Source organism: Enorma shizhengliae, from assembly GCF_009676995.1.
In the GTDB taxonomy this organism is placed as follows: domain Bacteria; phylum Actinomycetota; class Coriobacteriia; order Coriobacteriales; family Coriobacteriaceae; genus Enorma; species Enorma massiliensis.
This window is the reverse complement of sequence record NZ_VTFZ01000008.1, coordinates 1-19,501: the sequence shown is the minus strand read 5'-3', so window position 1 is coordinate 19,501 and position 19,501 is coordinate 1. Positions and strand designations below refer to the sequence as shown.

Genomic DNA, 19,501 nt, shown 5'->3' with positions numbered 1-19,501 from the left:
CCTCGGTTAGCGCCGCTGCGTTGCGCCACGGCACAAGGCTCCCTCGGGTAGGGTCACGCCTGCGGCGTGCGCGCGGCCTCGATCTCTTCGGCAAGCCAGTCGCACCAAGCGTCCATACCCTGCCCCCGCGTTGCGCTCACCTCGAACCGCGGCGCAGTTGGGTTAAGGTCGTCGAGCGTCGAGCCGTAGGCATCGAAGTCGAAATCGAAGGCGGGGGCCACGTCGACCTTGTTAAGCAGCAATGCCCCCGCGTGCTGAAAGATCCCCGGGTACTTGAGCGGCTTGTCGTCGCCCTCCGGTACCGAGAGGATCATGATGGAGAGGTTCTCGCCCAAATCAAAGTCGACCGGGCACACAAGATTTCCCACGTTCTCGATAAAAATCACGTCGATGGCATCGAGCCCCACCGCGTCGTCGAACGCATCGACCGCTTGGCCGATCATGTTTCCCTCGAGATGGCAAAGGCCGCCCGTGTTGATCTGGATGGCGGGCATGCCGGCCTCTTTCATGCGTACGGCGTCCACGTCGGAGGCGATATCGCCCTCGATGACGGCGCAGCGCAGCCCGCGGGCCGCCAAGCGCTCGTTCGTGGCAAGAATGGTGCTCGTCTTACCCGATCCGGGACTCGAGAGCACGTTGACCACATAGGTGCCCGTGCGCGCGAACCGGTCACGCAGCTCGGTGGCGAGCCGCTCGTTGCGCGAGAGGATGGGCTGCTCCAAGGCAATCGTCTGCTCTGCCATATCATCGCTCCTTATCGAATGAGACAGTTGTACCGGGTGAAACTGTCTCATCTAGCTAGCTCTCAACCTCCATGGATACCAGATCGAGCTCACGACCGCGCAGCAGGTGGGTATCGCGGCCGCCGCATGCCGGACAACGGACATGGAAGCGATCGTGGTCGAACTCCTCGCCGCAAGTCAGGCATCGGCTCCGAGGATGAACCTCCTCGACCTCGAGCTTGCAGCCACAGGTTACCGGGTCTTCCTCGGTCAAGACCTCCCAGGCAAAATCGAGCGACTCGGGCACCACCTCGCGCAGGTCGCCTATGCGAAGCGCGACAGCCACCACCCGCGAAGCGCCTGCCTCGCGCGCGGCGGCTGTGACCGTTTCCAATATGCCCGAGACGATGCCCAGCTCGTGCATGGCGTCTCGCTACTCCTCGTCTTCCTCGTCGGAGAAGAAGCCCACGCGGCTGCCCTTGAGCCCCGCCTTGCCCTCGCGCGCGATGATGACGAACCTCGTTATGAAGAGCGAAATCTCATAGAGCGAGAGCAGTACCGCATACATGAAGATCATGGTGACGGGGTTGGCGTCCGGCGTGACCGTTGCCGCGATCACGGCCATAGCAACGTAGATGTAGCGCCAGGCAGCACGGAAGGTCACGTACGGGACGATGTGGAACACGGCGAGGTAGAAGACGAAGAGCGGCAGCTCGAACGCCACGCCGAAACCGATCATGAGGAGCACCTCGATATTGAGGTAGTTCTCAAGATCCGCGAACGCCGTAGCGATGGAGTTCGTCTCGTTGATGAGCCATTCGAATCCGGGCGGCACGATGAAGAAGTAGCAGAACACCGCGCCCACGAAGAACAGCGCTGTAGCGATGAAAAGCGTCGGGACGACCCATTTACGCTCGTTCGGCTTGAGCGCAGGGAGGAAGAAGCCGAGAATCTGCCACAAAATCATGGGCACGCAGACCACGCAGGCAGTCTTGAGCGCGATGGAGAAGCGCAGCGAGAAACCGCCGAGCGCGCTCATGACATAGAACTCGCCGTCTACGAAGGGGGCGATCGGGTCGGTAAGCACGTCGATCACCGTAGGCGCGGCGAAGTAGAACACCACGGTCGCCACGATGATGGTTACGATCACGATGGTCAGACGACGCCGCAGCTCTCCCAGATGGTCGAGAAGCGGCATGCGTGCGGGTCCGACGGGCATTACTGCTCGCCTCCCTTCTCGGTCTCGGTCGATGCGGCGGAAGCCGCTGCGGGGGCGGGGGCGTCATCCGCCGTGGGAGCCTCGTCGCTCGCCGCAGGGGCCTCGTCACCCGGGGCGTCCTCTGCCTCGGCAGCCCTATGCTTGCGCGGTCGGCGAGCATACAGACTCGCGACGGTGTCCTGGGGGTCCTCTTCGGCCACCGCGTCGGCAGGCTGGCCGTCCGCCGCGCTACGCTCGCCTGCCTCAGCGCAATCGCCCGAAGCATCGCCCGCAGGCTCGGCCGAAGACCCAGAAACCGCACCCTCAGCGCTGGCGCCCGACTCCTCGGTGGCAGCGGAACCCTCGGCATCTGCTGCCTCGGCCTCGCGAGCGGCCTTCTCGGCAGCTAAGCGGGCACGGCGCTCCGCGAACGTCTCCTTCCGCGCCTCGGCGGCCTTAGCCGTCGCGAGGTCGGCGCTATCGCTGGCGGCGGGGGCGTCGGCATCGGCGTCCTCGTCGGCCGCTGCGGCCTTCTTCGACGTGGCGGGCGCGTTGGCGGCAGCCGCCATGGGGTCGATGACCTCGGACTGGACGACGGACGTCACCTTCTCCTGCGTCTCCCGAAACTGGCGGAGAGCACGCCCGATGGTACGGCCCATCTGCGGAAGCTTATCCGGCCCGAAGAGCAGGAAGGCGAAGACCACGATGATGATGAGCTCGGTCTGCCCGATTCCGAACACAAGAACCTCCTGGATTTCGATTCATAGCGGCGCATGGCAAGCTGGCGCCCCGCCATGCACGGCACCGCGGCGCATAACCGCAAAAGTATAGCGCCGCCCTCCCAAGGAAGGCGGCTCCGAACAAAGCCCTTACAGAGCGGTAATAGAAATCTCCGCATCAACGCCGAGCAGCTGGGCCACGCGCATGACCCCCGGCTGGGCGTTCACGACCGAGAAGCCGCGGCCGCGCTCAGCCGCATGGTGCGCCGCGCCCACGAGCACGCCCACGCCGGTCGAGTCGATGTAGGCAACGTGCTCAAAATCGAGCTGGATGGCCTCGGTGGGCTGCTCGAGCGCAAGATCGATCGCATCGCGCAGCTTGGAGGCGTTCGAGATGTCCACTTCGCCGGTAACGCCGATGGTGTAGCGCTCGGGCGAAGCGTTCGTGGTGATGGTCAGGTCCATGGTAGCTCCCAACGTTCTGGCGCATGCCAGGTCGAGTCAATGCATCCGCACGGATGGCAGCAGCTCGTGCCGCAGCACCTGTGCAGCATCTTTCATTGTACCGACGATACGGCGTACCCGAGCCGCTGCAAGCGGAATATCAAATCTTTCGCATGCCGGACGGGCGAGCGGGAAGCCCCCGCCCCTACCGCTCCTCGAGAGCGAGCTGCGCAGAGACGAGCTTGGTCGCAAGCACGAGCACGTCGAGGGCGGCCTCGAGCTCATCTACGCTCGGGTACGTCGGAGCGATGCGGATGTTCGTATCGTGCGGGTCGTTGCCGTATGGCCACGTGGCGCCCGCCGGCGTGAGCTTTACGCCCAGCTCCGCACAGAGCGCCGCGATGCGCTTCGCCGAGCCCTCGGGGCCATCGAACGAGACGAAGTAGCCGCCGTTGGGGTGCGTCCACGTGGCGCAGCCCGTACCGCCGAGACCCTCGGAGAGCTTGCGCTCCACCGCATCGAAGCGCGGGCGCAGGAACTCCGCGTGCTTGCGCATGTGCTCGTGAACGGCATCCAGATCGGGCAGGAAACGCGTGTGCATGAGCTGGTTGAGCTTGTTCGCGCTGATGAGGCCCACCTTGAGGGTGTTGGCGACCTCCACCACGTTCGCAGGGCTGGACCCGAAGAACGCGATGCCCGCACCCGGGAAGGTGATCTTGGAGGTAGACGCCACGCCCAGGATGCGGTCCTCGTTACCCGCCTCGCGCGCGATGTCGAAGATATTCGCGAGCTCGTCGCCATCGTCGGTGAGATCGTGTACGGCATAGGCGTTGTCCCACACGATGCGGAAGTCCGGGGCCGCCTTGCACGTGGCCAGGCGACGCACCGTTTCCTCAGAGTAGGTGACGCCGGTGGGGTTGGAGTACTTGGGCACGCAGAACATGCCCTTGATGGAATCGTCCTCAGCCAGCAGGCGTTCGACCTCGTCCATGTCCGGGCCCGTCTCGGTCATGCGCACGGGCACGTTCTCGATGCCGAGGTCCTGCGTGATGCCGAAGTGACGGTCGTAGCCGGGGGCGGGGCACAGGAACTTCACGTGATCGAGCTTGCTCCACGGCGTGTAGCCGGGCACGCCCTTCTCCCAATAATGGATGAGGATGGACTGCATGATGTTCAAGCTCGAGGAACCCAGCACGATGGTCTGCTCGGGCGGCACGCCGATGAACTCTCCTGCCAGACGGCGAGCCGAGGGGATGCCCTCAAAGCAGCCGTAGTTGCTGCAATCGACACCCTCGTCCATGAGGTCCGCATCGCTCGTCAGGATGTCGAGCATGGGGCGAGAGATGTTCACCTGCTCGGGGGACGGCTTGCCGCGCGCCATATCGAGCTTGAGCTCCTTGGCACGCGTCTCCTCGACCTCGCGCTCGAGCTCGGCAATTGCTGCCTTGAGTTCTGCGGTGTCCATCTTCTGGTATGCGTTTTGCATGCGCTCCTCCACCCCGCGTCTCCCCGTTTGCCGGGTCGCGACGCATATTCGTTGCGTTATCCCGGGACAGTATACCGAGTTCTTGGAGGAGTGCGCTGCTTGCCAGCGTATCGAAACACAATATCCGTTCCACCGCCAAAGAGGGAGCCCGCATCCCGGCCGGCCGGGGCGGCGACACATGTCCCGGCGTTTTCGGGCGAGATTCAGACACCACGGGCGTTGTCGGGCGGGTTTCGGACATTGGTAGCGTTGTCGGGCGAGATTTGGACGCTCAGGGCCTCCCAGATGGCGAAATATCGCCCGAAAACGGATCGAGTGTCCCAATCTCGCCCGAATGCGCCCGGTGTCCGGAACATGCCCGAAAACGCCGCGGGCACAGCCGTGCCGCATCTTGCGCGGCGCACGGCAAACGGGGACAATGAGCCCACCAACGAATGAGGAGGATTCCATGGACATGGCGTCGTTTCGGGCAGAATCCTACGGCGAGCTGCAAGGCCTCGTCGACGGGCTCTATGCCACACGCACCGTCGTCGACCGGCTCGACCTCGTGATGCAAGCCGAGGTCCTCGACCTCGATGCCGACCTCCAGGAAATCGTCTCGCTGCTCCCTCCCGGATCATACGAGCGCCAGCGGCTCTGCGACCAGCTCAACTCCGCAATCGCCGCTCACGGCTGGGGCGGCGTATACGGCACCGTGGAATAAGCAATCGCAGAGTCGGATTGTATGTCCGCCATCCCAAAGCCGGTTTGAACGCCCCGCCATCGCAGCGCGAACTCTCCCACAGAAAGGCAGCCATGAACGACATCCAGCGCGAATACAACGAGGCCATCGAAGCCGCCGACGTGGCGTTGGCGCACCTGTACCGAGCCCAAGAACTCCTCGGCTCCGCAGGAAACTGGGGCCTGTTCGACATCTTCGCCGGAGGAGCGATCAGCTCCTATATCAAGCGGAGCAAGATGCAGGAAGCGCAGACGGAAATCGACGCGGCCCGCGAGGCCCTGCGCATCTTCGTGAAAGAGCTGCATGACGTGGAAGGGGCCTCGGGCATCCAGATCGACACCGGCGGCTTCATGTCGTTCGCCGACATGTTCTTCGACAACGCGTTCCTCGATATGTACGTCCAGATGCAGATCAGCGAGGCCCGCCAGCAGGTGGCCGCGGCGATCCAGCAGGTCGAGGCCGTGCGCGAGGCGCTCAACGGCAGGCTATAGAGCCACAGCGGCCGCCAGCGCCACGACGGGCCGGAGCGCCTCGCAAGCCTGAGCATCAGCGCGCAACGCCGCTATGGGCGCGCTGCGCTGCGTGCAGCACGACCGTCAGCGCCTCTCGCGACACGCAATGCCCATGTAGATGAGACCGATGATTGCGGCCGATACCGAGCCGGCAAGGATGGCCGTCTTCGACGCGAGCAGCTCCGCCGGAATCTCCGTGAACGCCAGGCCCGCGATGAGAATGGACATCGTGAAGCCGATGCCGCCCAAAATGCCGATCCCCGCGATGTGCTTCCACTGCACGCCCTCGGGCAGCTGCGCGAGCCCGGTCTTCACCATGAGGAACGTCATGCCAAAGATGCCGAGCGGCTTCCCGAGCAGCATGCCCAGGTACGTGCCCACCGCGACGGGATCCACCACGAGCGCGCCCAGGTCGACGCCCACGAGCCGCACCTGAGCGTTCACGAACGCGAAGATGGGCAGGATGATGAAATTGACCGGCGTCGAGATACGGTGCTCCAGGCGCTGAAGCGGCGGCGTCACGCGGTGCATAACGCGCTCAACGCCGTAGACGGCATGGGTGAAATCGTGCTGCCCCAGGATATGGGCCTCGTCGTCGAACGTGTCGTCAAGCTCGGGCAGCTTTCCCTCGAGCCAGCCCACAAGCCCGCCGGCGTTGATGTCGGAACGGGCGGGGATGGTGAACGCCAAGATCACGCCGGCGAGCGTCGCATGGATTCCGGACTGGAAGAGGCAGAACCACAGCACGAGGCCGAGCGTCACGTACGGCGCGAGCCCGAAGTGCCGGCGCCGGTTGAGCGCCGCCAGTGCCAGCGTGACGGCAGCGGCCGCAAGAAGCCAGATCGCGCTCGGGGCATGCCCGTAGAAGAGCGCGATGGCAAGAATGGCTAGAAGGTCGTCCGCGATGGCGAGCGTTGAGAAGAACACCTTGATCGCTGGCGGCACACGGCTGCCCAGAAGCGAGAGCACACCGAGCGCGAACGCAATGTCGGTCGCCATGGGAATGGCCCACCCGTAGATGGCGCCGCCGCGGTTGATGACCGCGTAGATGCACGCGGGGACCACCACGCCGCCCACGGCGGCAAGCATGGGCAGCATGGCCTGCCGGGGCCGGCGCAGCTCGCCCACGGTCATCTCGTATTTAAGTTCGATGCCTACGAGCAGGAAGAAAATCGCCATGAGGAAGTCGTTGACGAAAAGCTCGAAGGTGAGCGAGAACTCCCATCCGCCTATACCGATGACGACCGGGCGCGCGAACCATTCGTGCAGCGGCTCATAGAGCTCCGTGTTGGCGCACGCCACCGCCGCGACCGCGGCCACAATCATGACCGCCGCCGCGATGGTTCCGTTTGAGGTGATGCGTTCAAGCACGCTCCTCCGCTCAAGGCGGCGGCGCTGCCTGCTACTGATCAACGGCGCCTGCTTCGCCGCAGCGCCCTGCCTACTCTTCTGCCCACTCATCGAGTGTCTCCCTCTCCTCAGTCTTGCCATCCCCGCGCTATCGCAGCAGAGAGGCAACGATATACGCCACATAGAGAAACGTGAACGCGATCCCGTCGATACGCCCTACACGGTTGCGCGGCCTATGGAAGGCGCACGCGAGCAGCGCAGCGGTGAAAACGATCTGCAGTATGAAATCGACATTGTACGCCGCATCGTAGGGAACCGCCGAGAACAGGGCCGGCGCGCTGATCACCAGCAGCACGTTCGCCACGTTCGACCCGATCACGTTGCCCACGGCAATCTCGGTATTGCCCTTGAGCGCAGCAACCACACCGGTTACCAACTCTGGCAGGCACGTGCCGAGCGCCACGACCGTGATTCCGATGACGCGCTCGCTCACGCCGAGTCCGCTCGCCACGATTACCGAGTTGTCGACCACAAAGTCCGCTCCGAATTTGAGCAGCACGATGCTCACCGCGATGATAAGCACATCGATCAGCAGATTCTGCTGCCTTAGCTTGACCGCTGCCGTGCCAGTAGCCGAGCCGGCAGCGGGCGCGGCAACAGAGCCCTGTGCGAGCCCAGCAACCGAGCCGGCAGCGGGCGCAGCAGCGACCATCGGGCCCTGCTCGAGCGTGCCTGCTGAATCTGCGGCTGGCGTGGCGGCAAGTGCAAGCGGCTCGACATCGCTCATGTCCTCCGCACGCTTAGCCCGCGTGCCGACCACGGCAGAACGCACCATGAACGCCGCGAAGAAAGCGAGCATCGCCACACCCTCGACCACGGTGATCTGACCCCCGGTATTGGCGAACACCAGAAGCAGCACCACCGAGGCGATGCTCGCGGGAATTTCGAAACGCCGCGTGCTTCGGGCCAGCGGGATAGGCGAGATGAGCGACGAGACGCCCAAGATGAGCAGGATGTTTGCCAAGCAGCTGCCCACCACGTTGCCGAACACCATATCGGCGTGACCGCCCGCACCAGATGTCACGCTCACCACCAGTTCGGGCAGCGACGTGCCCACGGCAACGATGGTCAGCCCGATAACGCGCTCGGGCATGCCGAAGCGCGCAGCGATGTTGCTCGCCGATTCCACGAGCTTATCGGCACCAACAACGAGCAGAACAAAACCTATCAGGATGAAAGCGAATTCAACGACATAGGGCATGAGGACCTCCCAACCGCCACGGGACACGCGGCGGACACAGCAGCGAGCAAGGGCTTGAGCTGGGGACGCAGGCGGGCCCGGCGCATGCGCCGAACACCAGTCGTCCCTATGCAACAATCGCCTTGCGCTCACCAGCCCTCATGGTCAAACGCAAGGAGCTGTTATGACCCGTTGCCATAGCATCCTCCATGCTCTCGTTCGTTGTAGGTAGCCGCCAGGGCTCTCTGCCCGGCGCACGTTGCCCCAAAAAAGGCGAGGCGCCAATCGGGCACCTCGCCGATATCGTTTCTATTGTCCCCGGAATACGGGCTTTTCCGCAGCATCCGCCGCGTGAATCCACAGCACCTCCGCGATAGCGCCTCGAAAGGGTCTGCGCGGGCGCGCAGCTCGCCCCTTGAATTGCCTGATCGCATAATCGTGCGACCCGTATCTCGGTCCGTTCGACTGTGTCGCCGCGCGACGCACGCCTTGGACCGTTCGGCTGCGTACCGAGAAGCGCTATCTCCGCTTAGTTGGCAGCGAGGATGGGTGCAGCCACCTGCTTCTTGCGGGAGAGGACGCCGGGGCACCAAACGCCTTCGGCCACGTCCTCGATCTTAAGGCCCTTCTGAGCGGCAGCCGTGTCGCCCTCCAGCAGCACCTGCGAGCCCTCCTCCATGATGTCGGTAATGCACAGCACGATGCCGTCGGCGCCCTTCTGGGCCTGGTAGGCGCGCATCGCCTCGCGGATCTCGGGGATCATGCCGAGGGCACGGGTCTTATCGACCGTCTCGTACTGGCCGATGAGCAGCTGCTTGCCAGCAACTTCGAAGAGCTTGATGTCGTTGCCGACCATCTGCTCGGGCGTGAAGGAGCCGGACGGGCGGGAGAGGAAGACCTCCATGCCGAACTTCACCGGGTCGACGCCCAGCTGCTCGCCGAGCTTGGCGGCGGTGGCACGGTCAACATCGGTGGTGGTGGGGCTCTTGAGCATGAGGGTGTCGGTCATCATGGCCGAGAGCAGAAGCTTGGCCTGCGTATCGGTGAGCTCCTGGCCCAGCACCTCGAAGAGCTTGGCCACGACGGTGCAGCTGGAGCCCCACGGCATGGCCACGATGGTCAGCGGCGCAGCAGTGGTGAAGTCGCCGAAGCGGTGATGGTCCACGACGCCCACGATCTGGGCGTTCGCCAAACCGGCAACACTCTGTCCGGGCTCGTTGTGGTCGGTGAGGATGACCTGCTGCGGGTCCTCGCCCTCGGCCGCGGGCTCGATGGCATCGAGCAGCATCGGCTCGGGCAGGCCGGCGTCGGCGAGGAGCTTCGCGGACTCAGCCGGCAGCGGGCCGAGCGCGCGAGCCTCGTACGTGCACCCGTTGAACTCAACCTGGTTCAGCAGCTGAGCCAGCACCACGGCGGACATGACGGCATCGTTATCGGGATTCTGGTGTCCGAAGACGAGAACCTTGCTCATGTGTATGCTTCCCTTCGCACAGGGCGGGGCAGGTGCCCCGCGAGTTTCCCAGTTGCTCCCTATCCTAGCACGCTACGAGCATCGATCGCCCGGGCAGAGCGCAAGTTCACCTACGCTTCGGCTGCCTGCAACGCCACGTAGGCGGCGCCGTAGATGCCCGCATCGTTGCCGAGCGATGCGACCTCGATGGGAGTATCGGCATTCACGTTGATAGCGCAGGCGCGATACCGCTCAACGAGCGTTTCGAGATAGACATCGGCAGAGGCCGACGCGCCGCCGCCCAAGAGGAAGAGCTCCGGGTCGACCACGTTGGCAACGAGTGAAAGGGCACGCCCCAGGTAATCGGCCATGGTGCGCATGGCGGCAAGCGCCACCTCATCGCCCTCGCGGCACGCTTGGAACACGTCCTTGGAATCGCTCGGCCCGGTGAGCTCGATGGGCTCGACACCGCGTGCCTCGCACTCAGCCAGATAATTGGAAACAACACCGGTTGCCGAGGCGTACTGCTCGAGATGGCCCTTGCCGCCGCAGCCGCAGGCACGCTCCTCGTTTGGGTTCATGCGCAGGTGACCGATCTCGCCACCCGCGCCAAAGGCTCCGGCAACGACCTTGCCGTCGATGACCACGCCGCCGCCAACGCCCGTACCGATAGTCACGAAAACGAGGCTCGTGCGCCCCTTCGCCGCGCCGGTCCAGAGTTCGCCCATCGCTGCTGCGTTCGCGTCGTTCACGAACTTCACCGCAGCTTGCGGGCAGAATGCGTGCAGCGCGGCCTCCAGGCCGGGCGCATCGATCTGGATGTTCGCCTGCATGCGGATGATGCCATCGGCAGGGACGGGGCACGGGATGGCAAGCCCGATGCCGAGCACCTCGGCCGTGGTCGCATCGGCCTCGGCGAGCACCTGGCCGATGCCATTCGTGACCGCGCTATAACCTGCCTCGTCCACGATGGGAGGTGTCGGCACGCTACCCTTGCCAACCAAGGTGCCATCCTGCAAGAACAGACCGACTTTGACGGACGTGCCGCCCACATCGAGGCCTACGTACAGCTTCCGGGGCTCTGTCATGACGATTCCTTTCCGTGCGTTGAATCCGGCACCGGCGTCGCGAGACGTCGAGGTCTCGGTGCGCGAGCCGGCATGCTACCTGCATAGGCGCACAGTATACGGCGGGACCCTATCGCCGCGCACCACACTTTGGCGAACAGCCCCCACGCATCGGTAGGCGCACGCCCCCAGCGGTGCCAGGCTCGTCAGGCCTTCGGATCGCTCGCGAACGTGATTTCTAGCCGCGTGTTCAGCCCATCCGCTAAGCGACCAAGCGTCTTTAGCGTCGGGTTTGCCTGGCCGCGCTCGATCTTGCTGACCTCTGCTTGCTTCAATCCACTCCGCCGGGCGAGCTCGCTCTGCGAGAGGCCCGTGCGCGCCCGAGCTTGCGCCAGCGCCTTGCCCACCCCATCGGCATAGCGCGCCTCGGGCTCAATCTCACGCAGGTAAAATCCGTCTTGCGTGCTTCTGCCGCCGCGCGCCATGAGCAACGCGCATGGGTCGTACGCATCGAGACCGTGCTCGCGCAGAATCTGCCCGATATTCTGTCGTGAAGGCGGAGCGATGCGCTCCTGAACCCATGCATTGACCCAATGACCCGGCACGTGCGTCCCTTGCGCCACGAACGGCGCGAACATAGCGGGAACATCGCATGCGCCAGCACCATCTGCCGCAGCAAATTCGAATTGCCCGCTGCCGGCATCGTACGTTAATTCCCCGCAGGGACTGGAGCCAACCCGCTCTCCCTGTATGACCTCGAATCGTCTCATTGCTCTTTCATTCCCTCATACCAGCGCCACCGCGTCCAAATAACTTCCCAAATCTTGTCGGGGAGCATCGCAGGAGCGGCATGCTCGAGCCCGGCTAGAAGCCGCTCTCGGTCGCCCTCGGCCAATCCCCCCTTGAGCACAATCGGCATAGCGTGCCGTAGATTCTCCTCAAGAGAGCGCGAGCCAACGAAGTTCGTTGTCGCAACGGAGGTCAGCGGCGCAAACCCCGCTATACGCTCCTCATCATCGCCGTATGGTGCGAGCAGCGAGAGGCCTTGATCAAAAAGCGGGGCAAGGCGAGCCGCACCGCGCTGGTCGAGGACTACTTCGATATTCGATGCATGGCGATCCCTATTTGCCACGAGATAGTCAACGAGCATCATCTGCCCGATGCGCTCGCCCCACCCGTTGCGCCTGCAGAACTCCCACGGCGTCTCGTTGGGCTCTTTATAGAGATCGTAATAGGCACCAAGCCCCATCTTCTGCTCGCCGGGCCGGCGAAAGTTCCTCGAGGTGTTGAGCCAAACCTCGTGCTCGACCCCATCAAGTGCGATGAGCGCGTGCACCAAGCGATACGGAACATGATCGATGCCCAGGATGTCCATGAGGCGGCTGGCCACCACCTCGTTGACGCACTCGCTTCCATCAAACCGGACGCCCGTGTATCGGGGCAGCTTGTAGTAGAGCGCACGCACGCCCGTGCCCGTGCGCGCCTTCAAGTAGGTGCCCGCCGTCCCAGAACTGTTCACACGCTCGATCCAAGATAGCGCTCTACAATCTTGCAGCTTTTGAACTACATCATAGACACGCATAAGACCAGCTCCTTAGTATTATGCATGTGTATAGTATAGAACATATATTCTTGCAGAATAAGATGCGAAACGACCTCATGTTGACAGTTGGTTTCGTGTTGAAGAACAGCCTGTGACATGTGCCGACGCGCGGTAATCCCCAGCCCAGCACGGGAAAAGATAAGGTCATCTACCACCGTTGGGAGGCACCATGTCGAACGTCATGTCCCACGCAGAGTCCCTGAACATCAACGAGCTTATCCGCCTTGCCTTTGATGTGGAATCGCCCGATGAGGAGAGCGCGGAGGCGCAACCCGTGGATTCCGCCGAGGGGCAGCAAGACGAGCCCATCAACCTCGATGAGCTCTTTGAGCTCGTCTATGCACCGGGCACTTCCCAAGACCACGCGACAGCTGCGTAGCAAAGGGCGGCAGCAGAGCGGTAGGCAGTGTCGCTCAGTTGGGACAGCATCCCTAATGGGTCAGCGTCGCTTCGCTTGGCGAGCGACGCCTCGCTTAGCAAGCGTCGCCCCACCTGGCAAGGATAGCCCCGCTTGGCAAGCGCCGCTCGGATCGGCTCGTGGTTGCGCTACTCCCCCAGCGATGCCCTAGTCGACCTTCACAATGGGAGCAAAGCCCTTCATGAGCTTCTTGACCTGCCCGGTCTTCTCAAACTTAACTTCGATCATATCGCCCGAGGCAGCGATGACCGTGCCCGTGCCGAACGTCTTGTGCCGCACGGTGTCGCCCGGCGCGAACACCTCCGCTGCTTTCGCCGCATCCGGACGGCGCTGCTCCACCTTGGGGGCAGGCGCCGCGGAGCGCTGGCGATGCGAGGTGCCGCTGCCGAACGTCGACGGCTTCCTGCCGGCGTCGGGGCTGATGCTGGTATGGCGCACCGCACCGCCGGTCGAACGCGTGTAAGAGCCGAAGACGCGCCCGCCGTACATGTCGGACCCCATGCCGGAACCGAAGGTGCCACGCCGGTCGCCGCGCTTCTCCCAACCGGTGCCCTCGAACCCGGATGAGCCCACGCCGGAGAACTCGATATCCGCCGCGGGAATCTCGCCCACAAAGCGGCTGCGCGGATTGGCCTGCGTGGAACCGTAGGTGCGGCGCGTGGCGGCGTACGTGAGGAACAGGCGCTTGCGGGCGCGCGTGATGGCCACGTAGGCCAAGCGGCGCTCCTCCTCAAGCTTTGCGGGGTCGTCGGTGAAGCCGGCCACGTGCGGGAAGATGCCCTCTTCCAAACCGGCCACGAAGACCGCGGGGAACTCCAAGCCCTTTGCCGAATGCACGGTCATCATGGTAATGGCGCGCGTCTCACCCGCGAGCGCGTCGAGGTCGCTTCGGAGCGCAAGCCACTCGAGCAGCGCCGGGAGCGCCTTGCAGGCAAGGGCTCCATAGGTGCGGTCGATCTCATCGGCCGTCTGGGCCGCGGCGGCCGCAATGGGCGCAGGCGTCTGCGGAGCGGCAGCCTCCTCTGCCCCTACGGTCAGCCCAGCCGCACGGAGCTCCTCAAGGCTCTCGAGCGTACCCTCGATATCGTCGTGGCTCTCCTCGAACTCGGCCGCTACGCCCAGGAATTCCTGGATGTTCTCCACACGGCCTTCAGCCTCGGGCGTCCCCTCTGCACGAAGCGCCTGCATAAGGCCGCTCTGCTCCACAATGGCCTCGACCACGCGCTGCAGCTCACCGTCCATGCGGCGCCCCTCGCGCACAATCGCCACGAAGTCACCGAGCGCCGCGCGCACCTTCGCGGAAAAGCGCCCGGTCTCGGCGGTCGCGATCTCGCATGCCTGGAAGAAGCTGCATCGGTTCTCCCGCGCGAGCTCCTCGATCTTGGCGATTGAGGTCGACCCGATGCCGCGGCGCGGCGTGTTGATCACGCGCTTGACGCTCATCTCGTCGGCTGGGTTCACAATCATCTTGAGATACGCCATGACGTCGCGGATTTCCGCTCGATCGAAGAAGCGCGTGCCGCCCACGATTTTGTACGGCACGCCGGCACGCAGGAACATATCTTCGAGGATACGCGACTGCGCGTTGGTGCGGTAGAACACGGCGATGTCGTCGTAGCTCATGCCGCCCGCGCGGAGCTTCTCGATCTCGCTTGCGATCCAACGGCCCTCGTCGCGCTCGTCGCTCGCCTGGTAGGCCTGGATCTTCTCGCCATCGCCCGCCGCCGTGAACAGGCGCTTCTCCTTGCGCTGGCTGTTGTGGCGCACCACCGCGTTGGCCGCGGAGAGAATGTGCCCCGTGGAGCGGTAATTCTGCTCGAGTTTGACCACGTGCGCCGCAGGGAAATCTTGCTCGAAGTCGAGGATGTTTGAGATGTCCGCGCCGCGCCAGGAGTAGATGGACTGGTCGTCATCGCCCACGACCATAAGATTCTGGTAGCGGCCAGCCAAGAGGTTCGCGATCTCGTACTGCACGTGGTTCGTGTCCTGGTATTCGTCCACGCTGATGTAGCGGAAGCGCTCTTGGTACTTCTCGAGCACCTCCGGGCGCGTGCGCAAAAGCTCGAGCGCGCGCACGAGGAGGTCATCGAAATCCATGGCGTTTGCCGCGCGCAGGCGCCGCTCAAGTTCGAGGTAAACCTGCGCGGCCTTCTGCTCGGGCGGGGTCGATGCGCGCCGGCTGAACTCGTCGGGATCGACCATGGCGTTCTTCGCGGCGCTGATCTTCGAGCGGATCATATTGAGCGGATACTGCTTCTGCTCGATGCCGAGCGCCTGCATGATATCGCGCACCATGCGACGCGAGTCGTCGTCATCGTAGATGGTGAATTGCCCCGTATAGCCGAGCAGGTCGGCGTCCTCGCGGAGCATGCGCACGCACATGGCGTGGAAGGTGCACACCCACATGCCGCGCGTGCCGTCGGGCAGGAGCGCCCCCAAGCGCTCGCGCATCTCGGCCGCTGCCTTGTTGGTGAAGGTGATGGCGAGGATGCGCCAAGGAGCTATGCCAAGGTTTGCCACGAGGTGTGCGATACGGTATGTGAGCACGCGCGTCTTGCCCGAGCCGGCGCCAGCGAGTACGAGCAGCGGCCCCTCGGTAGTAAGGACCGCCTCCTTCTGGGCGGGGTTGAGCGAGTCGATGTCTACCGCGTAGGGCATGCGTTCCTCCGGCGTGTCGGCGATGATGCGCGGGCGGCGGCTGAGGCCGAGCGATGGCAAATACCGAAATGGCAGCTACAGCCAAAGCGACAACCGAAGTCGCGCCCGCTCTGGAGCCAACATAGTATACCTGCCCGCCCGGACACGACGCGCCACCGCAAAACGCCCACTCGATATCACGCCGATTTGTCCTGCACCCCAAACCCAAGCGGATATGCCTCCAACTCACGTACGGTGGGCGATGCGCTCGATTTGCCGGGCCAAGCCAACCCAATTTCAACTTTTGGGCACTTCAAGCGCGACCTCGTCAGTAAAGGACGTTCCAGGCTGACAAAACCCCAGCTCACGCATGGCGCGAACTGAGGTCTACTTCGGGTGATGCGCTTGAAGTGCCCAAAAGTTGAATGTTCATTGCCAGCACGTGGCGAATCTCTCATTTGCAAGCGCTCTTAGCGCTGTTCTTCGTACGCCTCCTCGCGGCGAGCGACCTCGTCGATCAGAATCGTATCGCCATGCTTCGACGCAACCACCGTAACCAGCATGAACACCGCCATGAGCGTGATGTAGGCGAAGAGCATGGTGGGGGCAGCGTCCATGACCACGCCCGAAAGGATTGGCGTCACCACCTGAGCTGCCATCGACACCGTGTAGTAGTAGCCAGAATACCGCCCCACGCTGTTGGCGTCGCAAAGCTCAAGCAGCATGGGATACACGCACAGATCAACGCCGCCAAGGGCAGCACCCATGAACAGGAACACCACGTAGAATGCCGGCGAGAACCCCGGAGCAAGCCAGATGATCGCCGAGCCCGCCACCATCACGAACGACGTGATGACCGCCATGCGCTTGCGCCCGTATTTGAGCGACAGGTTGGCGATGGGCACATACGAGAGCAGGCCGCCCGCGATGGTCACGATGTTGATGATGGCATAGCTGCCGCCCGCCATGCCAAAGAACGTGTCGGCATAGCGCGAGATGTTCGTGGTCATGGCGTTGTAGCTCATATAGTAGAAGAACGTCGCAGCCAAGATCATGGCGATGGAGAGGCGCACCGACGGGTCTTGGATGCGCTGCTTACCGCCCGCCTCGGGCGAGTCGTCGGTGTCGATCTGGGCCTCCTCGATTCCCATCTCGAGGCTCTTCTCGTGCATGCGCTCAACAAGCTGGGGCTCGCGGATGCGCCAGAAGTACAGAAGCGCCGAGCCCAAGATGAACGCTGCCTGCAAGCCGAAGAGCGGCAGATAGTCCGGATGCTCGACATCGGGCACGAGCAGCGTGATGGCCACGAGCATGACGCCTGTGCCCGCGTAACCGACGATCTTCTCGATGGAATCCGCCTTGGTACGGAGCGGACGCGGCGTGATATCGGCAACCACCGCCACCGTCATGGTGCGATACGAGCAGATGGCAAGCAGCGTAAGCAGAATCATGGCAATGAGCAGCGGGAAGCTGCGCATGTTGTTCGCCACGGCGATGAGCGGCACCGCGATGGCCGCGACCACCGAGCCCGCCATGATGAACGGCGTGCGCCGGCCGAGCTTGCTCGCGCAACGGTCCGAAAGGATGCCGAAGAGCGGCAGCAGGAAGAGACCAAAGATGTTGTCGAGCGCCATGACCACGCCCGTTGCGGCGTTGTCCAGGCTAAACGTATTCGTGAGCATGAGCGGCACGATGCCGTCGAACACCTGCCAGAAGCTGATCATGCCCATGAAGGGCAGCGCGGCGAAGGCAACGCTCGCGTAATCGAGCTTTGAGGCGCGCTTCACCGCCGATGTCTTGGTTGCCATGATTCCCCTTTCTCCCAAAATGATAAAACGAACCCGGTTCGTTTTATCATTTTTCAAGCTGGTCGAGATGGGCGAGGAACGAGACGTAGAACTCGATGCCCTTCTTGTACACGTCTACGCCGATGCGTTCGTTCGCCGTATGGATGAGCGACCGCGCCTCCCCGGAATACACGAAGCCGCAGAAGCGGTATACGCGGTCGCAAATCGCATTGAACTCACGCGAATCGCTGCAGGAGCTCTGTACGTATGGCGCGAACCCGGCCGTCGGATACACGCCCTTTACGCAGCGATGCAGATAATCGAAGGCCGGATCGTCGCCAAAGGGGCTCACCGGCGCGGGCTCGGTATAGGGAACCGAATCGTTGACCTCCACAGTCACCTGCGACGCCCCCACGCCCGACGCAGCCGCCTCGGCAAGCGCCTGGGTGCGGGCGCGCTCCGTGGCATCGGCAACGGATTCGAAGGGGGCGATGCGCACGTTGAAGTTGGCGCGCGCCACGGGCGGCAGCACGTTGTGCGCCGGCGAGCCCTCAAGCTGCGTGAGCGCATAGGTTGAGCGAAGCATGGCGGCAGTCTCGGTGTTTCCCGCCATGATCTTTGCCACTAGTGGACGCGTGAGCCAGAGGTTCGAGAACACGACCTTGTAGAGAAGGCTGCTGTGGCTTGCGAGCTCCGCGAGCATGGCATCGAGCGCCTCCGTGAAGCATGGCATGCCCGGGTTCGCGCCGATGCGCTCGCATGCGCGTGCAAGCAGCCGCGGAGCATCGTTTGCCTGCGGCGTCGAGGCGTGCCCGCCATCCGCCGTGGCCGTCACCGTAAGGTCCACGTGCCCCTTCTCCGACACGCCCACCATGGCGACCGGCACCTTCACGCCAAGCGGCGTATCGGTGGCGACAGCTCCGCCCTCGTCGAGCACCAGGTACGGATGGATATCGTGATCGCGCAGCCATGCGACCGCATCGCGCGCGGCCGGCCCGCTCGTCTCCTCGGCATTCGACGAGAAGTACCACACGTCGCGCGGAGGCACGTAGCCGCGCCCGATCAGATACTCCGCCGCCTCGAAAAAACCGCCCACGATGCACTTGGTATCCAGGGAACCGCGCGCCCAGATCTCGCCGTCGATGACCTCGGCTCCAAAAGGATCGTGCTCCCACATTTGCCCCTCGACCGGCACCACGTCGTGATGCGCCATGAGCACGATGGGATCGAGCGATGCGTCCTCGCCCGGCCAGCGTAGGAGGACGCCGAACTCATCGATGCGGGTGAGCTCGCAGACGGAAAACGTCTGCGGATACAAGCGCTGTAGCGTAGGGATCCAGCGCTCGAACGGCTCGCGGTCGACCAGCTCCGGATCGTCGCGCGAAACAGTGGGGATGCGCAACAGCTCGCGGAAGCGCTCGACCGCATCGTCTCCCGCGCGGTAACCGCCCGCATCGAGCGGGCTTCCTTGCGGCCGCGCAGGCTTCATGCTCAAAGCGCGTGCCACGCATACGCCTGCAACCGACCCCGTAGCAATAGCGGCAAGCCCCGCCACCGCCTTGATGATCGCACCCTTGCCCATATAGCCTCCTCCTTCATCACGGCTGCCCGCACTCGCTGGCATCGGCGCGCTCGGATGCTGGTGCCGATCCCGCTCGGACACCGGTGCGGCACCTTCCATGCGCCGGTGCGGCACCTTCCATGCGCTCGCACAGCCTTCTTCATGCGCCGGTGCGGCACCTTCCATGCGCTCGCACAGCCTTCTCAAAGCCCAAGTCGATTATCTGCGATAACGTCTCAGGCAATAAGGATAGCCCTATCTGCCGGCAAGATGGGCGCGAGCCGCAAACGGAACGACAGCGTAACCAAGCGGCTGCCCTGCCCAGCGCTTGTTGCTTTCGGGCGCGATTCGAGCACGCGGCGCGTTGTCGGGCGACATCCGGACGCTGAAAGATTGCCGGGCGACATCCGGTCACATCATGCGTTGTCGGGCGACTTTTGGACGCTCAGACGCCTCCGAGGGGGCTCGGACATTTCTTTGGACGGGCCTAGGCGGCCAGCCCGAGCCGCTCCCTGCGGCCCCTGATCGTATCGTACACGGTGAGGCCCCCCTCGCGGAAGGCCTTGAGCCGGCCCTCCCGGTACCA

At 63.8% G+C, this 19,501-nt stretch carries 18 protein-coding genes; 3 read left to right on the top strand and 15 right to left on the bottom strand.

Going from position 1 to position 19,501, the window contains the following annotated elements; genetic code table 11:
- Positions 1-53: 53 nt before the first annotated feature.
- The 6 genes from hypB to GJE22_RS06585 all read right to left on the bottom strand — a co-directional run bounded on the left by hypB (position 54) and on the right by GJE22_RS06585 (position 4,569).
- On the bottom strand, positions 54-743 hold the full coding sequence (gene hypB, locus GJE22_RS06610; RefSeq protein ID WP_144688520.1) for a hydrogenase nickel incorporation protein HypB: 690 nt from the start codon (positions 741-743) through the stop codon (positions 54-56).
- Between the two features lie 55 nt (positions 744-798).
- The gene (gene hypA / locus GJE22_RS06605) at positions 799-1,146 is read right to left on the bottom strand and encodes a hydrogenase maturation nickel metallochaperone HypA (RefSeq protein ID WP_144688518.1); all 348 of its coding nucleotides are present in this window, start codon (positions 1,144-1,146) and stop codon (positions 799-801) included.
- 9 nt (positions 1,147-1,155) lie between these two features.
- The gene (tatC, locus tag GJE22_RS06600; RefSeq protein ID WP_186297436.1) at positions 1,156-1,941 is read right to left on the bottom strand and encodes a twin-arginine translocase subunit TatC; all 786 of its coding nucleotides are present in this window, start codon (positions 1,939-1,941) and stop codon (positions 1,156-1,158) included.
- On the bottom strand, positions 1,941-2,660 hold the full coding sequence (locus GJE22_RS06595) for a Sec-independent protein translocase subunit TatA/TatB (protein WP_144688516.1): 720 nt from the start codon (positions 2,658-2,660) through the stop codon (positions 1,941-1,943). Before GJE22_RS06595 ends, tatC begins: the two co-directional genes overlap by 1 nt.
- Before the next feature lie 129 nt (positions 2,661-2,789).
- On the bottom strand, positions 2,790-3,104 hold the full coding sequence (locus GJE22_RS06590) for an STAS domain-containing protein (RefSeq protein ID WP_019128845.1): 315 nt from the start codon (positions 3,102-3,104) through the stop codon (positions 2,790-2,792).
- Between the two features lie 184 nt (positions 3,105-3,288).
- Complete coding sequence (locus GJE22_RS06585) at positions 3,289-4,569, bottom strand: aminotransferase class I/II-fold pyridoxal phosphate-dependent enzyme (RefSeq protein ID WP_144688514.1); 1,281 nt, start codon at positions 4,567-4,569, stop codon at positions 3,289-3,291.
- Positions 4,570-5,017: 448 nt separating this feature from the next.
- Here GJE22_RS06585 and GJE22_RS06580 point away from each other — a divergent pair, with 448 nt between their 5' ends.
- A complete protein-coding gene (locus tag GJE22_RS06580; protein ID WP_144688512.1) occupies positions 5,018-5,272 on the top strand; it encodes a hypothetical protein in 255 nt (84 codons plus the stop codon).
- A gap of 92 nt (positions 5,273-5,364) precedes the next feature.
- Entirely contained in the window at positions 5,365-5,781 is a 417-nt protein-coding gene (locus tag GJE22_RS06575; RefSeq protein WP_019128842.1) for a hypothetical protein, read from the top strand.
- 105 nt (positions 5,782-5,886) lie between these two features.
- Here GJE22_RS06575 and nhaA read toward each other — a convergent pair whose 3' ends face one another.
- The 6 genes from nhaA to GJE22_RS06545 form a co-directional block, all read right to left on the bottom strand.
- On the bottom strand, positions 5,887-7,263 hold the full coding sequence (nhaA, locus tag GJE22_RS06570; protein ID WP_186297435.1) for a Na+/H+ antiporter NhaA: 1,377 nt from the start codon (positions 7,261-7,263) through the stop codon (positions 5,887-5,889).
- A 37-nt stretch (positions 7,264-7,300) separates the two neighbouring features.
- A complete protein-coding gene (locus GJE22_RS06565) occupies positions 7,301-8,413 on the bottom strand; it encodes a calcium/sodium antiporter (protein WP_144688508.1) in 1,113 nt (370 codons plus the stop codon).
- Positions 8,414-8,921: 508 nt separating this feature from the next.
- On the bottom strand, positions 8,922-9,863 hold the full coding sequence (locus GJE22_RS06560; RefSeq protein ID WP_144688506.1) for a DHH family phosphoesterase: 942 nt from the start codon (positions 9,861-9,863) through the stop codon (positions 8,922-8,924).
- 110 nt (positions 9,864-9,973) lie between these two features.
- Complete coding sequence (locus GJE22_RS06555) at positions 9,974-10,930, bottom strand: ROK family protein (RefSeq protein ID WP_144688504.1); 957 nt, start codon at positions 10,928-10,930, stop codon at positions 9,974-9,976.
- Between the two features lie 185 nt (positions 10,931-11,115).
- Entirely contained in the window at positions 11,116-11,679 is a 564-nt protein-coding gene (locus GJE22_RS10080) for a helix-turn-helix domain-containing protein (RefSeq protein WP_144688502.1), read from the bottom strand.
- Positions 11,676-12,491, bottom strand: a complete 816-nt coding sequence (locus GJE22_RS06545; RefSeq protein WP_144688500.1) for a HipA domain-containing protein — start codon at positions 12,489-12,491, stop codon at positions 11,676-11,678. Before GJE22_RS06545 ends, GJE22_RS10080 begins: the two co-directional genes overlap by 4 nt.
- A gap of 190 nt (positions 12,492-12,681) precedes the next feature.
- Between GJE22_RS06545 and GJE22_RS06540 the strand changes: the two genes are divergently transcribed.
- Positions 12,682-12,891 (top strand): hypothetical protein, encoded by a 210-nt coding sequence (locus GJE22_RS06540; protein ID WP_144688498.1) that lies wholly within the window; start codon positions 12,682-12,684, stop codon positions 12,889-12,891.
- A 186-nt stretch (positions 12,892-13,077) separates the two neighbouring features.
- Here the strand turns inward: GJE22_RS06540 and GJE22_RS06535 are convergent, their stop codons facing one another.
- From GJE22_RS06535 to GJE22_RS06525, 3 genes are all read right to left on the bottom strand, one after another.
- Entirely contained in the window at positions 13,078-15,588 is a 2,511-nt protein-coding gene (locus GJE22_RS06535; RefSeq protein ID WP_144688496.1) for an ATP-dependent helicase, read from the bottom strand.
- Between the two features lie 449 nt (positions 15,589-16,037).
- Entirely contained in the window at positions 16,038-17,375 is a 1,338-nt protein-coding gene (locus GJE22_RS06530) for an MFS transporter (RefSeq protein ID WP_144688494.1), read from the bottom strand.
- A 46-nt stretch (positions 17,376-17,421) separates the two neighbouring features.
- The gene (locus GJE22_RS06525) at positions 17,422-18,936 is read right to left on the bottom strand and encodes a M20/M25/M40 family metallo-hydrolase (RefSeq protein ID WP_144688492.1); all 1,515 of its coding nucleotides are present in this window, start codon (positions 18,934-18,936) and stop codon (positions 17,422-17,424) included.
- Between the last annotated feature and the right edge of the window lie 565 nt (positions 18,937-19,501).

Bases quoted from the DNA above. Each gene is read 5' to 3' on its own strand.
- hypA (WP_144688518.1), bottom strand. From the start codon at position 1,146: ATGCACGAGCTGGGCATCGTCTCGGGCATATTGGAAACGGTCACAGCC.
- GJE22_RS06585 (WP_144688514.1), bottom strand. From the start codon at position 4,569: ATGCAAAACGCATACCAGAAGATGGACACCGCAGAACTCAAGGCAGCA.
- nhaA (WP_186297435.1), bottom strand. From the start codon at position 7,263: ATGAGTGGGCAGAAGAGTAGGCAGGGCGCTGCGGCGAAGCAGGCGCCG.
- GJE22_RS06530 (WP_144688494.1), bottom strand. From the start codon at position 17,375: ATGGCAACCAAGACATCGGCGGTGAAGCGCGCCTCAAAGCTCGATTAC.
- GJE22_RS06545 (WP_144688500.1), bottom strand. From the start codon at position 12,491: ATGCGTGTCTATGATGTAGTTCAAAAGCTGCAAGATTGTAGAGCGCTA.
- GJE22_RS06540 (WP_144688498.1), top strand. From the start codon at position 12,682: ATGTCGAACGTCATGTCCCACGCAGAGTCCCTGAACATCAACGAGCTT.
- GJE22_RS06565 (WP_144688508.1), bottom strand. From the start codon at position 8,413: ATGCCCTATGTCGTTGAATTCGCTTTCATCCTGATAGGTTTTGTTCTG.
- GJE22_RS06580 (WP_144688512.1), top strand. From the start codon at position 5,018: ATGGACATGGCGTCGTTTCGGGCAGAATCCTACGGCGAGCTGCAAGGC.
- GJE22_RS06535 (WP_144688496.1), bottom strand. From the start codon at position 15,588: ATGCCCTACGCGGTAGACATCGACTCGCTCAACCCCGCCCAGAAGGAG.
- GJE22_RS06590 (WP_019128845.1), bottom strand. From the start codon at position 3,104: ATGGACCTGACCATCACCACGAACGCTTCGCCCGAGCGCTACACCATC.
- GJE22_RS06555 (WP_144688504.1), bottom strand. From the start codon at position 10,930: ATGACAGAGCCCCGGAAGCTGTACGTAGGCCTCGATGTGGGCGGCACG.
- GJE22_RS10080 (WP_144688502.1), bottom strand. From the start codon at position 11,679: ATGAGACGATTCGAGGTCATACAGGGAGAGCGGGTTGGCTCCAGTCCC.
- GJE22_RS06575 (WP_019128842.1), top strand. From the start codon at position 5,365: ATGAACGACATCCAGCGCGAATACAACGAGGCCATCGAAGCCGCCGAC.
- GJE22_RS06525 (WP_144688492.1), bottom strand. From the start codon at position 18,936: ATGGGCAAGGGTGCGATCATCAAGGCGGTGGCGGGGCTTGCCGCTATT.
- GJE22_RS06560 (WP_144688506.1), bottom strand. From the start codon at position 9,863: ATGAGCAAGGTTCTCGTCTTCGGACACCAGAATCCCGATAACGATGCC.
- tatC (WP_186297436.1), bottom strand. From the start codon at position 1,941: ATGCCCGTCGGACCCGCACGCATGCCGCTTCTCGACCATCTGGGAGAG.
- hypB (WP_144688520.1), bottom strand. From the start codon at position 743: ATGGCAGAGCAGACGATTGCCTTGGAGCAGCCCATCCTCTCGCGCAAC.